Here is a 15,391-nt window from a genome sequence, read left to right as displayed (position 1 = left end):
GCGCCAAGCACGCTAGTAATGGTGCCGTTAAGAATGTTTGTGACTGTACCTGCTGAGGACAAAGTACCCGCAGTGATTGTAGCGCCAAGCACGCTAGTAATGGTGCCGTTAAGAATGTTGGTGACTGTACCTGCTGAGGACAAAGTACCCGCAGTGATCGTAGCGCCAAGCACGCTGGTAATAGTGCCGTTAAGAATGTTGGTGACTGTACCTGCTGAGGACAAAGTACCCGCAGTGATCGTAGCGCCAAGCACGCTGGAAATCGTACCATCTAGGATAATCGTCGTTAGATTTCCGCTGGGATCTGTAGTGAGCGGATGATCAACCAGGGTAGCATCCCGGCCAAATATAAGTGTTCGTAGATTATCAGGATTCGCTTGAAAAGAGCTATAGTTAGGCAAAGTTCCTCGTCCCTTCCTTATAAAATGATCAAGTGATACTTAAATACTGGGCTTGGACGTATACACAATCTTGCCTACACCCGTTGAATGTAGCGTGGAGGCGGTGGTTCGAGTCCACTAGCATTCTCATTTCTTTTAAAGCAACAATCTCTTCTGAATCTATAAAACAATCAAATCGATTCTGGCTGATCTTCAAGCGGAGACTAACAGAGTGAGCTCCCTCATTCTTAACTGAATAAGAGAGAATCGTTTTAGTTCCGCTTTTTTATGTTTTCTCTTGCTGCGCTTTTTAAGCTCCAGGCCAATACGGATTTCATTCACTTCCTACGGAATTTCTGGTGCTCAATCCATGAAAAGGCCCAAACCGTCGTTTGAGCCCTGAGCCTAAATAAACCGCAGTCCAATAAGCCGCAAACCGATAGGGACAATCCTTAGCCATTCGAATGGTGTGATATTAATATATGGTGGGAAAAAGGGGGTGACTGGGCAGGAAAAGCAAAATTACGCACATTCCCACAACCTGTTACTGAGATCGGCATAAAATGAGAAGAAGCATAAGTACGGGGAGGATATCTCATGCCTAACGACTCAGTATTCAATCAGAGCAGCCAGCCACTTTTTACAGAGCAAGTTAACACGTATGTTGCACCTGGTATAGATTCAGCTCCTGAGGGGGGAGCAGCCAAGGCGGGGCTATTGTTTGGAATCCCCTTTACTTCTACGGTAACGACGACTGCCCCCTTAGTAATTCAGATTAGTAATCCGGCAGGAAGCGGACGTACCTTGTATGTATCCCGTGTGACTGCCAGCTCAGCGACGGCGGCTGTTACTTTATCATTACTTCGGAACGCTACGGTCGCCGGGACTACCGTCACACCGATTAATTATAATTTTGGAAGTGCGTTAACTAGTGTTATGACGGCTAGAACCTCAACTGCAGCCCCTACTGGAAGTCCAGCCACGCTAGTATCTCTATTGTTGGCGGTCGGTCCGATCATTGTTGATTTTACAGGGCAAATTGTAGTTCCCCCCGGAAATTCCATTACTACCTCCATTACGATTGCATCGGGGTCCTCGGCGGCAACAACGTCTATCAGCTGGTGGGAATATTAGAAGCAGGAGGGATAAATATGCCTAATCAATTTGTATTTAATGACAACGATCAGCCTCTTTATGTGGATATGGTGAATACCTTCCAAGCGCCAGATATTAGCGCACCGCCTGAAATAAGCGCTTCGCAGGCTGCAGTCTTATATTCAACTAACACATCTGCGTCTAGTTTGGTCGTACTTAGTCTAATCTCCGCAATCGCTTCTATTCGGATTAGTAATGCTTCAGGCAGTGGAAAAACTGTGTATATCTCACGTATAAGCGGCAGTATTGGCGGTTCTTCCCTACTATCAGCAATGTCGGGTAGCTTTACAATTGTAAAAGGAGGGACGGTAACTTCACCTACAACATTAACCCCAACGAATAATAATTTGGGCAGCTCGGCGACGAGTGCGATGACCGTTCAGTCTTCCACAGCAGCCATTAGCGGGGGAACGACGCTTTTCAATTATCAATTGGCACCGGGGGCATTCTCACAGAACTTTACGGGCAGCATCATTGTCCCGCCGGGGACTGCTATTTGTGCTAACGTAACCTCATCCAGCTCCGCCGTAGGTTTAACGATTACCTCAGCGTTGGGTCTTCTTTGGTGGGAGCAATAGCGTTCTTGCTGCGAACCATTCACAGAGCTGAACCTTAACATCACTTGGGTTGAGGTTTTACATAAAAGTATGGAATGTATAGAAAATAAAGGGGATTGGCATTATACAATAAAGTTGTATATCAGATTGGTATGTGAAAAGAGGGACAATTATGGAAAGTTGTTTATTTATTCATGGCTTTACCGGAGGTGAGCATGAGATCTCTCCCTTGTCCCAGTTTATGGAGCAGCATAATTACCGTTCCAGAACGTTTACCCTGAAAGGGCATGGGGGGAGCAGGAATGATTTATTGCATTCGGATCGACATGATTGGCAACAGAGTGCTGAAGATGAATTGACAGAGCTGTTAAAGACGGATGAAGGTGTTCATCTGATTGGCTTTTCTACCGGTGCCCTTATTGCTTCACATCTTTCTGTACGGTATAAACCCTGGATCAAATCCCTTACTTTATTGTCCACTCCCGTATTTCCGCTGAATCCTGTGGAGATTCTTAAGACTCTTGGGAGCTTTTCCATGCTAAAAACGTATATTAATAAATTCACTTCAACGCCCCCAAGGGCGACGAGAGAGTTTCAACGATTGGTCCGGGAGAGTTTTTCAATCTATCCTCATATTGAGACTCCAACCTTGATCGTGCAGGGGAAGCGAGATCATCTGGTGAAGACTCGAAGCGCTGACTTCCTGCAACATACGATTCCTACAGCCCAAAAACAAGTGATAATGGTGGATAACAGTGGTCATATGGTTTGTCATTGTGAAGATAAGGACCGGATAATGAATGAAGTATTGCATTTTATTCAGAGTGTAGGAAGCTAAGCATATAAGGTGAATAATGAACTCCAAAGAGCCCCTAATAAGGAGGCTCTTTTTCTTGGGGATTTTATTTTTTATAGCTTGACAACGTATTCATAATCATGGTAATTTTTAGTAGGGAAACCGGTTTCCCTAAAATTATTTGTTTTTTGTGTTAAAGATATTAAAAACATTAGAGACATCACTGGGCGGGCTTGGTTTTTAATCAAAGAAGTAGGTTTTAGAATGTTTTGAATACGCTTTAATAAGAGAGGGAGATGCACGCAATGAAACGTAGGTTATGGTATGTACCCGTTCTAATTACATCTATTCTTCTTTCTACCATGATTAATTTGTTTGTCTTAACACCGCAAAAAGCTGAAGCGGCAAGCATCGGCACGATTAATGAGAACGACACTATTTATCAGATTATGGTTGACCGATTTAATGATGGAGATACTTCCAACAATGCTACGGGTGCGGCAATTCGCTATGGAGAAAACTCTGAGGAAGATTTCCGTTATATGAAAGGCGGAGACTGGCAGGGGATTATCGATAAGCTATCATATATTAAAAATATGGGCTATACCGCGATTTGGATTTCCCCAGTGGCTGAGCCACAAATGACTAACCGGGAAAACAACGGTTCCGGAAAAAATACAGCCTATCACGGATACAACGTTAAGAACCCTAACGCTGCCAATCCATACTTCGGAACGAAGGAGAAGCTGAAGGAGCTTGTGGACTCCGCACATGCACTTGGCATCAAAGTAGTGATTGACGTTGTGCCAAACCACGTCGGTGATTATATGCTAGGTTCCCAAGCCTATTATGATATCCCATCATTGCAGCCAGTGGCTCCGTTCAATAATCCAGCATGGTATCACCATAATGGAGATATTAACTGGTCTCTGGCGGATGGAAGATATGATCAGTGGGCGCAGGATTACTTAGAGAATCATGATTTGGGCGGGCTAGATGACATTGATTTCGATGTTCCTGCGGCTAAGCAGGCGATATTCGATTCCATCAAAGGCTGGTTTGATTATACAGGCGCTGACGGTGCGCGTGTGGATGCTGCCAAGCTGATGAAGCCAACAGATATCGGTGAACTACAAAATTATCTGGGCGTTAATACATTTGGCGAGAATTTCGACGGAAATGTTGAATTTGTCTCACGTTGGGTCGGAAACAACAAGGAATGGGGCATGCTCGATTTCCCAATGTTCTTCTCCGTACTTAACAGCTTTGCTTATGGGCAGTCTTTTGAGTCCAATATCAAAAGCACCTTGGCACAGGATTCCTACTACAATGGGAATGCCAATCACATGGTTACCTTTATCGACAATCATGACCGCAACCGTTTTCTAACGGAAGCCGGGGGAAGCGTTGATAAGCTGCAGAATGCTTTAACCTTTATTTTTACAGTTCGTGGAACACCAGTGGTCTTCCAAGGAACAGAGCAGAACAAAGGCAACGGCAACAGTCAGATCATGACAGGCGGTATTGCTGATACTTGGAACCGTTGGTCTATGGTGAAACGGGATGCAAGCGGAAACGTAATTGAGAACTATTTTAATGAAAATGCCAGCACCTACAAGCACGTAGCCAAACTTAATGAGATTCGTAAAAATAACCCAGCACTACGTACAGGTACTCAACGTGAAATGTGGGCTGCGCAGAACTTATATGCCTTCTCACGTCGTATCGACACTGGAACTAATCAAGGTCAAGAAGCTATTTCTGTATTTAGTAATCAATCTAGTGGTTCGCAAACGGTAACCATCCCGCTGCGCGCCGAGAGTAGTTTGACCGCAGGGACAGTTTTATATAATCAGCTGAATACTGCAGATACAGTGACTGTACAATCAGGCGGAGTAACTGGAAAGCAAATTACTGTAACTGTAGGTGCAAATTCAGCCAAAATCTATGCAAAACAACAACAACCTTCAGAAACAGTTCCTCCAACTACTCCGACCAATGTAACGGCAACTGTTCAGAATGCATCTAGCGCTTTGATCAGCTGGACGGCATCTACCGACAACGTAGGTGTAACTGGTTATGAAGTTTATCGTAATGGTGTTAAGGTAGGCACAACGGCGACTACTTCCTATACGGACAATGGTTTATCCGCTAGTACTACCTATAACTACACGGTAAAAGCATTTGATGCCGCAGGCAATCTATCTCTTCTTAGTGCGATTGCGTCTATTACAACACCAGCAGGGAACAGTGTCACGATTTACTATAAGCAAGGTTATACCTCGCCTTATATTCATTATCGCCCAGTAGGAGGTACATGGACGACATCTCCGGGTGTGGCTATACCTGTATCTGATGTAGCCGGATACAACAAAATAACGATTAATATCGGCTCCGCCAGCCAGCTTGAAGCATGCTTTAACAACGGCAGTGGCACATGGGACAGTAACGGGGGGAGCAACTATCTATTCGGTACTGGAACCTGGACTTATACGCCAACAGGAAGTATTACATCGGGTGGGCCAGTGACACCAACACCAACACCAACACCAACAGTAACACCGACACCAACGCCAACAGTAACACCAATACCAACAGTAACACCAACACCAACACCAACACCAACACCAACACCAACACCAACACCAACACCAACACCAACACCAACGCCAACGCCAACGCCAACGCCAACAGTAACACCGACAACGATACCGACACCAACAGTAACCCCAACACCGACGACTACACCGACTGGCAACACTGCAACGATCTATTATAAGAATACGGCTTACAGTAGCTCTTATATTCATTACAAGCTGGATGGGGCGACAGTCTGGACGACGGCTCCTGGTGAACAGCTTCAAGCTTCTTCTTTCCCAGGATATAAGTCGATTACAATTCAGCTGGGCACTGCTGCCGGACTGACCGCAGCCTTTAATAATGGCAGTGGTACATGGGATAACAACGGCAGCAGTAATTACCATTTTGATGCTGGAACCTGGAGTCTGGTGAACGGAAGTATTAGAGCAGGGGAACCTCAAGCAGACAGTGTGACGTTTCGTGTAAATGTTCCAGCGTCTACTCCGGCGAGCGGACCTCTGTATCTCACCGGTACCTTCAACAGCTGGAATGCAGCGGATCCAGTCTATCAACTGACTAAAGGTAGTGATGGGGTATATTCCATCACACTGAGCTTACCAGCAGGAACAGCGGTGCAATATAAAGTTACGCGGGGCGCTTGGACTAATGTGGAGGTAAACTCGAACGGATCGGATATTTCCAATCGAACGCTTACACCAGCAGGCGGCGCACAAACAGTGAATCTGACCGTTCAGCGTTGGAAAGATCTATGAGTTGCTACTCAAGTGGATCATAATACCTTTCACATGACAAGGAGCGGCCCCCGTGTGGGGCCGCTCCTTGGTAAGTAGTATGAAGCATTTTCATTGCAGAAGATACAGAGTAGTCCAATTACGAAGTTACTCCAGAGAATTTAGTTCTCATCGTAGATTCACGAGGAATTAGTTCTGGCTCTAGTAGCAAATGTTTGTGGGGCGCATCATTGCCACGAATGCGTTCCATCAGTAGCTGCCCTGAAGATACACCCAGCTTGAACGTATCGATATTAAGCGAAGTTAAAGGAGGTGTTGTGTAACGAGACAACGGATATTCATCAAAAGCGGCGATGCCGAGTTCTGATGGAACATCAATTCCGAGTGCTTTTGCGGCTTGAAGTACCCCAAAGGCTACATAACTGTTCATACACACTACAGAGTCTGGACGTTCTTCACGCTGCAGAAGCTCAAGTGCTGCATGATAGCTATCATGTTCATCAGCCTTGCAGTTAATGATCCATTGCTGAGGAACGATAAGGTCAGCCTGCTGTAATGCGCTTAAGTATCCACTTAGGCGATGTGTATAAATTTTTTCCTGCTGCTGCCCGCCTATGAAGGCTATCTTTGAATAACCTTGTTCGATGAGATGCTCGGTTAGCATGCTGCCGCCTGCTTCATTATCGAAATCAACCCAACTTCCGGGGGCCATAATCTCTCCAATGGAGATGTAAGGAAACTCCAGTTGATTTAGTTCTTCAGAAAGTTCTTCAGTCAGCACGGAGTTGTTGGCAATAATACCGTCGACACGTTTGCTAAACACAAGCCTATTTAGAAAATGGCCTTCTGGACTGCTATGTTGCACATTGGAAATGGTCAGCTCGTATTTTAAAGGTGCAATTACGCTCTCGATTCCACCAATAATGTTGTAAAAGAATTGGTTCAGAAACTCACTTTCTTTAGACATATCGACCAGTAAGCCAATATTGCAGCTGCTTTGTCTAGCTAACCCAGTAGCGATACTGCTTGGCGTGTAATTCATTTGCTTCATAATCTCTCGAACCTTTTGTTTCGTTTCCTGTGATATTTTTGGGGAATCATTTAGTACTTTAGATACAGTGGATTTAGCCACATTGGCTGCTTTAGCAATATCAGAAATTGTTACTTTCATCTTCGTCCCTCATAACTTGAAAACGGTATTTGTAACCATAATAACACAAATTTAGCAGTCTCTCTAATGATGTATGAACAGATAGATAGAACGATAAAAGTATAGAAGGAGTCCATAAGTTATGCCTCAATCATGGTTTGTCTATCATACAAGTGAAGATCCATTTGCCTATCCTGTAGGTACAGGGACCCTGAAGCTAAGATTATTTACACAAGCTGGACAGCAATTATCCTGTACCGTAATCCACTCGGATCGTTATGATTCTCCGGGGCAAGAAGTTCCTTTGCAGATGGAGCGGATCGGGTCGGCCGGTATTTATGAGATTCACGAAGCAATTATTCAGACCAGCACTAGAAGGAGCAGGTATCTATTCCATGTAGCGAATGCTGCGGGGCAATATGTCTGGTATGGAGAGAGGGGCGCGTCGGAGAATCGGGAACGTGCAGGTTCTTTTCAATATGCATACATTCACCATTCTGAGGCTATGAAGTTACCTTTATGGAGCCAGGATGCGGTGACCTATCAAATTTATCCTAGCAGCTACAATGGTGGAACTCTAAAAGGCATTACGGACAAAATACCTTATCTACAGCAGCTTGGTGTGAACACTATTTACATGACGCCTGTATTTGAGTCTCCTTCTGAGCATAAATATAACACCTCCGATTATTATAAGATCGATCCTGCGTTTGGCGATGTAGATGGGTTGAAGACGCTAGTCAGTGAGGCACATCGTCATGGAATTAAGGTCATTTTGGATGCCGTGTTTAATCATTCGGGAGATCAATTCTTTGCGTTTAAAGATGTAATGGAAAAGGGCGAACAGTCTCCATATAAAGATTGGTTTTTTATTCGTTCTTTTCCCATTACACAGACGCCTGCCCCGAATTATGAAACATTCGCTAAAGCTGAAGCGCATATGCCTAAGCTGAATATGGATCATCCTGACACGGCTAAATATATGATAGAGGTTGCGAAGTATTGGATTCGTGAAACTGCGATCGATGGCTGGCGTCTTGATGTAGCGAATGAGGTCAACCCGGATTTTTGGTCCCGGTTTCGGCAAGAGCTCAAGTCTGAATTTCCTGAAATTCTACTTATTGGAGAGATAATGCACGCTTCTGGGCCTTGGCTTAGAGGGGATCAATTCGATGGTGGCATGAATTATGTGCTTCGGGATGCTGTGCTGGAATTCTTTGCAGAGCAGTCAACAGGGCCAGATCGCTTTATGGAGCAAGTACTCCATCAGGAGGCGTTGTATAATGACCAGGCCAATTCGGCGATGTTTCAATTGATTGGCAGTCATGATACGCTGCGTTTTCTTACAGCATGTAAGGAAGGGGGACGTGGCTGGGACCGTGAGAGTACGGCAATACTGCGCATGAGGTTGGCCGTTTTTTTTCAGATGACTTATATCGGTATTCCGATGATCTATTATGGGGATGAGGTTGGGATGGAAGGAGCTACGGACCCTCACTGTAGAAAAGCTATGGTATGGCAAGAGCAAGCTCAAAATACTGCGCTGCTGAAGTGGTATCAAGAGCTGATTTTCCTGAGAAAAAGCTGTGATATTCTACGAAAAGGTAAGTTACGTCCTTGGTTCACGGATGAAGTCCGTAATGTCTTCGGTTATATACGGGGGACGGGTCAAGAGAAAATAGGTTTAATTATCAATAATTCTCCGAACGCGTACGAGCTTGAGCTTAATGCATATCGTTCAGATAAGAATTTGCTAACCGATTTAATGTCAGGAGCTACTTTTAAAAATAATAACAAGCTTATATTGAGCATTGAACCGTTTGGTTGCTTGATGTTGTACTAAAAGGGTATAAGGCCTCTCTCTGAAGAAAGGGGCCTTATTGTTGTTCTTAATTCGTAGCACTTTTTTTATTTTTGTTCTTTCTGTCTCTATACTCCTGATTCTCCCATTGTTTTAGTAGTGGGAAGGGGTCAAAAGCCCATTCCGTAATCCCTCGGTCACGATAGATGCCAAAATGTAGATGTGGCGGGAATTTCCCTTGTGTTCCTGGATTACCGTAACCGGAGCTGCCGACCCAGCCAATGATCTCACCTGGTGAGACGATATCTCCACGTGAAATGGATTTGTTATACCCGGATAAGTGGGCGTAATAATGGTAACGGTTCTCGATATCGCGAATTCCAATTCTCCAGCCCCCATAGCGGTTCCAGCCTTTAGTTTCCACTAAGCCAATGCAGGTACTGCGTACCGGCATACCTTGCGGTGCAAAGAGGTCAGTTCCTTCGTGGATACGTGCCCCACCCCAGCTTCTGCCGGTTCCCCAGGTGCTACGATAAGAATAAGAATTACTTAAGGGAAGTGGAAAAGCATTACCTGATAGGTCAAGCCGCCCAAAATGTTCATATAGCTTGGCGAACTGAGCTATGCGCTGAGAGGCACGACCATTGTGATAATACTCCCAAATGCCAATGCTAAAATCATTAGCTGAATCACCATATTTCTGCAAGTGTCTAGCCATACTATATAGAACATCAGCATCATTCTCTGGATCGGCGATTCCATCTCCTGAGCCATCACGGCCGAAGCCGTTAAAGAAGGTGATGGATTCAGGAGAAGTATCCTTTTGATCCGGGTTGAGTGGACCGGACCATACGGGTGCTGGAATCATGATTCCAGTAAGACGGTTAGTGGCTGGTTTGTCTGAGGCCCCTTTTTTGGCGATGGTGCGTTCATATTGATCAATGGCTGCGAATCTAAACCAAGGGATTCCAGTGGCTGCGCTCAGTTGATCATAAATTCCCCTACGGGCAGACCATAAGGATTCTTTGCTAGCATTAACAGGATTGCCGCTGCTTTCCACCGGTTGGACTGTAGCCTGTACTGCAGCTGCTGGAACGGGAAGGCCTAAACCACCCCAAAGGATAGCGGCCGCGGACAGACATAACATAGTTCTCCGGTGATTAGTATTCTTAAATAGGGCCAGCAAGATAACAGCCTCCTTTTGTCCGGGCGTAGAATTGAATGTAGGCACTTCGGATGAAGCTTTTATTATAGATTGAAGCAAAAGGCTACTTTTTATCCGTTCTTGTCTAAAGGTACCAGTAAATTCTTCGCCGGAATCGAAGATGGCAGACCCTGCATATTTCACAAAAACAGGCAATTGTAAAGCGCACATGTTATAATATGAGGCAGCATCTTTCATCTGCAGCATCACATTCAGGAGGAAGCGGGGTTTATTATTTTGACGAATAAAACAGCAAAGCAGCCTAAGCCGGATTGGATTAGAATCAAGCTAACTACCGGTGATAACTATCAGGAAATCAAGAGCATGATGCGTTCTAAAACTTTACATACCGTATGTGAAGAAGCTAGGTGTCCGAATATTTATGAATGCTGGGCCAATCGAACGGCTACCTTTATGATTCTTGGAGATATATGTACTCGCGCATGCCGTTTCTGCGCTGTAAATACAGGACTGCCAACAGAGCTGGACCTGCAGGAGCCTGAACGTGTAGCAGAAGCTGCAGAGGGAATGAACCTTCGCCATTGCGTGGTGACCAGTGTGGCCCGTGATGATCTTGCGGATGGTGGCGCCCAGATTTTTGCTGAGACGGTAGCGGCAATTCGTAAACGCCTTCCGTTATGTAGTGTTGAAGTATTGATTCCAGATTTCCTGGGAGAACGGAATAGTCTGGAGATTGTCATGAACAGTAATCCGGACATTCTTAACCATAATATCGAGACGGTGGAACGTATGTCAGACCGTGTACGGGCTAAAGCGAAGTATCGCCGTTCAATGGAACTTCTGCGTAGAGCCAAGGAAATGAAACCGGATATTCCTACCAAATCAAGCATTATGCTTGGGGTCGGTGAAGAGTGGGATGAGATTTTACAAGCAATGGATGATTTACGAGCCGTAAATTGTGATATATTGACTTTAGGACAATACTTGCAGCCTTCTCCAAAGCATTTAAATGTGGAGAAATATTATCCACCAGAGGAATTTGCGCTGCTTAAGGAAGAGGGATTGAAGCGCGGCTTTAGCCATGTGGAATCAGCCCCGCTTGTTCGCAGCTCTTATCGTGCGCATGAGCAGGTGAAATCCGCCGCTCAAGCTCGTGAGGAGCGCGTGGTTTCTTCTAGTTAATTTTTTTATTTTTCAAGGTAGCAGGGGGCTGAAGGAGCGAAGCGATCTGAGTCTCCCACCCCTAGGTTACACATAAAAAATCGTTGATTTGAGTCATTGGAGAGAAATGTTGGAGCTGTAGGAGCGGTAGCGTTCGCCTGAAAGCTTTCCGAAGGAAAGCTAGCATAGTAAGCATACACTGTTGATTGATTTCAACCGCTGATGCGGTTCAAATAAAAGAAATTAATCAACAACAGCGACCGAAAGCCCAATATTTCTCGGAAATGACGGTATAATCAACGCACCCTCCCCACAGAAAGGCAGGCGACAAAAGGTTTGATCGTTATAGGCGGAAAAGGCTACGAACTAATGTTAGATCATAAGGATGGTTGGAATCCGGAGGCGTTTCGCGGAAGATATAGCGAGGTGCTGGAAAGATACGACTACATTATTGGTGACTGGGGTTACAGTCAGCTGCGTTTGAAAGGCTTTTATCGGGACAACCACCCAAAGGTGAATCGGGATACAGCGATTTCTGGTATGGTCGATTATATTAATGAATATTGCAATTTTGGCTGCGCATATTTTGTGTTGCATAAGTTAAAAGAGGTACCACAAGAAGGTTTGTTCAAGGATATTCTGATCAAAGAAATACCAGAGCCGAGTGAGGAAGAAGATTCGGAGCTAGAAGCTGAAGATAATGATGGAGCGGCTATAGATAAGGAGCTTTCCTCTAAAGAACCATCATCTAAGCAAGGCTCGAATTCATCTGCTGCATTTAAAGAAATGACTTCTGCTAAGGAACGACCTTTGAGAGAACATCAAAGCCGAAATCACCGGGGGAAAGATTCGCAAGGGAAGAAATCCAAAAAGGAATTTCAAAGCAGACCACCCCAAGGTCAATCCCAAAAGCCCCAACATACACAAAAGCCTCAAAATAATCAAAACACACAGAACACAGAAAACACACAAAACACACAAAACACACAAAACATAGAAAATCCACAATCTTAATGATTAAAGCTGACCATAAGTAGAGTCCTTCTACGAATGAGACAGCTTTTTTCTTTTGAATAGACAGGTACAAAAAAGGCAGCAAACCTCCATCTCCGGAGAATTGTTGCCTTTTCTTATGGATTATTTTATAGATAATTTCAATTGCTTCTGTGTAGCATTGTAACTCCATACGAGGGCCGGAAACTTCTTCTTAAAGGCATTTAATTCAATGTAGGTCTCACCATTCTGAGATAGCGCCTCTTTGGAGGAAAGCGTAAAGCCGGTGGACGCGCCTGTTCCGCTCTTTACGATGACCTTCTTGTTCTTGGCATCCCAGGTGATTTCGCCCTCGACAAGTGCAGCCAGCACAAGCGATGAAGCATAAGTTTTATCACCCTGTTTCACAAGACCAACATTACCAGCAAAAGGAACGCCATTGATATTTAAGATATGATGATCTCCGGTGACTTCTAAAGTCTTCATTCCAGCAATCTGCAGGGCGGTAATCAGCTGTGCAGTTTTTCCCTTTACCTCAATATCCGGTGCGAGACCGATGTGATTAAAGTCTTCTTTTTTAGGTGTTAGATATTTCTGCGTGGTCAATTTCAGCATGTCGCCATTAGACACTGGAAGTAGGCTTTGAATACGCGCTTTGCCGTAAGAACGAGTGCCTACAACAGTAGCCAGCTTGTTGTCGCGCAGGGCCCCCGTAAGAGCTTCCGACGCACTTGCAGTGTATTCGTTGGTTATAATTACGACGGGCACACCAATTTTGCTGCCACTAGTAATCGTAACAGGAGTTAACGCGCCACTTTGATCAGAGGTATACATCATGATGCCTTTATCCATAAAACTAGAGGCAATGTTGTATGCCGAATCCATGTAGCCACCCAAGTTATCACGTAAATCAAGCACCATGGATTTCATTCCCGCTGCACGCATCTTCTTCAGCATAGCGGCGAATTCTTCATCAGAATTCTGTGTGAAACCACTTAGTGAAATATAGGCAATCTTCGGACCAATGAGGGTTCCAAAAACGGAAGTCGAGTTCAATTCATTTCGGGTGACAATATAAGATTTTGTGACCCCATTTCTGAGGATCAGCAGGGTGACCTTAGTGCCCGCGGCTCCACTCAGTTCCGAATCATCCGTTTCGTCAACAGGTATTCCGTTGATTTTGAGAATCGTATCGCCGCGTTTCAAGCCTGCCTTTTCAGCAGGAGAACCTGGAGAGATTTCTTCGATGTAGAGCTCTATCGGCGTATATTGAAGTTTAACACCGATTCCAACGTATTCGAGATCAACCGCATGCTCAAATTGCGCCGCTTCCTCGGAATTGAAGTATTGGCTGTATGGATCATCCAATGTGTTCACCATGCCGTCAATTGCTCCGCGAATCAAAATATCTTTATCTACATCTGAAAGGTTATAGTTCTCCAATAGCTTCATTACTTCATTAATAAGATCACTGTTGTCTGTGGAAGCTTTAGCGGCATCTGCGGCGGAAGCCAGTGGAGCAAATGTAATAGATAAAGCTAGACAGCTCGTTAACAGTGCACTTATTATTTTTTTTGATTTCATGGAATCAAACACCCTTTTTATTAGGATTTCACAAGTTTATTGTAGACGTTATATGTGTCATCGATTGTCCATATACCGGCATCCGACTTGGATAGAATATAGATAAGGCCTTGCTCATAAGTCTCTTCTTCACTAGCTTCCTTGTCTTTGCTTTCTACATATATAGCAGCTTCTTTGGCACTGTAATAATAAATATTTGAAATGCCTGGAGTATAGGTAATATCATACGAAGCAAAGAAATCATCCAAATCTGCCTTAAGAGAGGAATCATATTCTTCTCCATAGGAAGTCATCGTGGAAAGAACTGCTGTAGGATTCTGTTCGTTCATTGCTTGATAATACTTGTTAACAGTACCTTTGATGGCATCCGCATCGTTTTGAGGGATGTTGGCTGCTGGTTTTATACCTTGTTCATGCGTAAGGAGAATGGTCGAACTTTGGGATTCCACGGATGAGATCTTCCAGCTTCCGTTCTTGCGGACCAGGGTATATACGTATTCATTCTCTGTATCAGGAGTATAAGCCCCACCTATTCTGCGAGAACTTTCAAGTGTATACACAGTGGCTTCGTCAGCCTTTATGTCGAGGATTTCCAAGCTATCAATCGTATTCTTTATGTCGAAAGCTTTAAAAGATTCCTTGAGCTCGGCCACTGATGCTGCGTCAGAGGATTCCTCCATAAGGGAATAGAAGCTAGTCGCATTTTCTTCATTGAAATATTTATTAGCCAAACGAACTAATGCTGTAATGGCTGCTTCGTCCTTATCTTTGGAGACAGGAGTAGTAATCTGTACACTTCTATTGGTGGAATTCCAGACGGCCGTACCCCCGGTTGCCTCAGCAATAAAACGCAAAGGGATGTATGTAGTGCCAGCAGAGGAAACTGGTGCAGTGGTTAGTTTTTTAACGGTTCCATTAACAGTAGCACGATTACTGCCAATTTTGAGGGTAATCGCAAGATTTGAGCCTTTACCTGTTACTGTTCCAGTCTTAGCATCCCAGAGCACTTGAAGTCCAAGCTTCTCAAAGACAACCCGGAAAGGTACAAGTACAGAATTGTTCGCTAAGTATGGGGATCCAGCGGTGAAGGAAACCTTACTTCCGTTAATATAAACATCAATGGGTTTCGAAGCTGCAAAAGCCGGGACTGCAAGTATAAGGGCCAGTAGACTTATGCTAATGAGGGATAAAAATTTTTTCAACAGTACTCTCTCCTTTTATGTAACTCTTTGTAAAATAGCCTCATTATACCATTTGGCTTCTCTCTCAGTCTATCAGTTGGTGTTAGTTTTGTCACACAAAAAAGCCGGAGAAATG

At 44.4% G+C, this 15,391-nt stretch carries 11 protein-coding genes and 1 pseudogene; 7 read left to right on the top strand and 5 right to left on the bottom strand.

Annotation, left to right across the window (positions count from 1 at the left end):
- Positions 1-401, bottom strand: a pseudogene (locus M2444_RS20560) (DUF6385 domain-containing protein); the annotation flags it as partial.
- A gap of 576 nt (positions 402-977) precedes the next feature.
- Here M2444_RS20560 and M2444_RS20555 point away from each other — a divergent pair.
- The 4 genes from M2444_RS20555 (at position 978) to M2444_RS20540 (ending at position 6,241) form a co-directional block, all read left to right on the top strand.
- Positions 978-1,514 carry a hypothetical protein gene (locus M2444_RS20555; RefSeq protein ID WP_280787907.1) on the top strand — a complete coding sequence of 179 codons (537 nt, stop codon included), beginning with the start codon at positions 978-980 and terminating at the stop codon, positions 1,512-1,514.
- Between the two features lie 17 nt (positions 1,515-1,531).
- On the top strand, positions 1,532-2,113 hold the full coding sequence (locus tag M2444_RS20550; RefSeq protein ID WP_094874793.1) for a hypothetical protein: 582 nt from the start codon (positions 1,532-1,534) through the stop codon (positions 2,111-2,113).
- 151 nt (positions 2,114-2,264) lie between these two features.
- Positions 2,265-2,930 carry an alpha/beta hydrolase gene (locus M2444_RS20545; protein ID WP_042191649.1) on the top strand — a complete coding sequence of 222 codons (666 nt, stop codon included), beginning with the start codon at positions 2,265-2,267 and terminating at the stop codon, positions 2,928-2,930.
- A 263-nt stretch (positions 2,931-3,193) separates the two neighbouring features.
- A complete protein-coding gene (locus tag M2444_RS20540) occupies positions 3,194-6,241 on the top strand; it encodes an alpha-amylase family glycosyl hydrolase (protein WP_280787906.1) in 3,048 nt (1,015 codons plus the stop codon).
- A gap of 118 nt (positions 6,242-6,359) precedes the next feature.
- Here M2444_RS20540 and M2444_RS20535 read toward each other — a convergent pair whose 3' ends face one another.
- Positions 6,360-7,391 (bottom strand): LacI family DNA-binding transcriptional regulator, encoded by a 1,032-nt coding sequence (locus tag M2444_RS20535; RefSeq protein ID WP_094878967.1) that lies wholly within the window; start codon positions 7,389-7,391, stop codon positions 6,360-6,362.
- A gap of 121 nt (positions 7,392-7,512) precedes the next feature.
- On the opposite strand from M2444_RS20535, the gene M2444_RS20530 reads away from it, so the two are divergent.
- Positions 7,513-9,213, top strand: a complete 1,701-nt coding sequence (locus M2444_RS20530) for an alpha amylase N-terminal ig-like domain-containing protein (RefSeq protein WP_280787905.1) — start codon at positions 7,513-7,515, stop codon at positions 9,211-9,213.
- A gap of 46 nt (positions 9,214-9,259) precedes the next feature.
- Here the strand turns inward: M2444_RS20530 and M2444_RS20525 are convergent, their stop codons facing one another.
- Positions 9,260-10,318, bottom strand: coding sequence for a M23 family metallopeptidase (locus M2444_RS20525; RefSeq protein ID WP_481857512.1), 1,059 nt, complete (start codon positions 10,316-10,318; stop codon positions 9,260-9,262).
- 294 nt (positions 10,319-10,612) lie between these two features.
- On the opposite strand from M2444_RS20525, the gene lipA reads away from it, so the two are divergent.
- Positions 10,613-11,518, top strand: coding sequence for a lipoyl synthase (gene lipA / locus M2444_RS20520; protein ID WP_094874781.1), 906 nt, complete (start codon positions 10,613-10,615; stop codon positions 11,516-11,518).
- A gap of 315 nt (positions 11,519-11,833) precedes the next feature.
- Positions 11,834-12,511, top strand: coding sequence for a YutD family protein (locus M2444_RS20515; RefSeq protein WP_280787903.1), 678 nt, complete (start codon positions 11,834-11,836; stop codon positions 12,509-12,511).
- Between the two features lie 123 nt (positions 12,512-12,634).
- Here M2444_RS20515 and M2444_RS20510 read toward each other — a convergent pair whose 3' ends face one another.
- Together M2444_RS20510 and M2444_RS20505 are read right to left on the bottom strand one after the other, a co-directional pair.
- Positions 12,635-14,074 carry a S41 family peptidase gene (locus M2444_RS20510; protein WP_094873290.1) on the bottom strand — a complete coding sequence of 480 codons (1,440 nt, stop codon included), beginning with the start codon at positions 14,072-14,074 and terminating at the stop codon, positions 12,635-12,637.
- A gap of 20 nt (positions 14,075-14,094) precedes the next feature.
- Positions 14,095-15,276 carry a copper amine oxidase N-terminal domain-containing protein gene (locus M2444_RS20505; protein WP_179283728.1) on the bottom strand — a complete coding sequence of 394 codons (1,182 nt, stop codon included), beginning with the start codon at positions 15,274-15,276 and terminating at the stop codon, positions 14,095-14,097.
- Positions 15,277-15,391: the final 115 nt, after the last annotated feature.

Source organism: Paenibacillus sp. PastF-3, assembly GCF_029893135.1.
Taxonomy (GTDB): Bacteria; Bacillota; Bacilli; order Paenibacillales; family Paenibacillaceae; genus Paenibacillus_AQ; species Paenibacillus_AQ nitricinens.
This window is presented reverse-complemented; position numbering and strand designations above follow the sequence as displayed.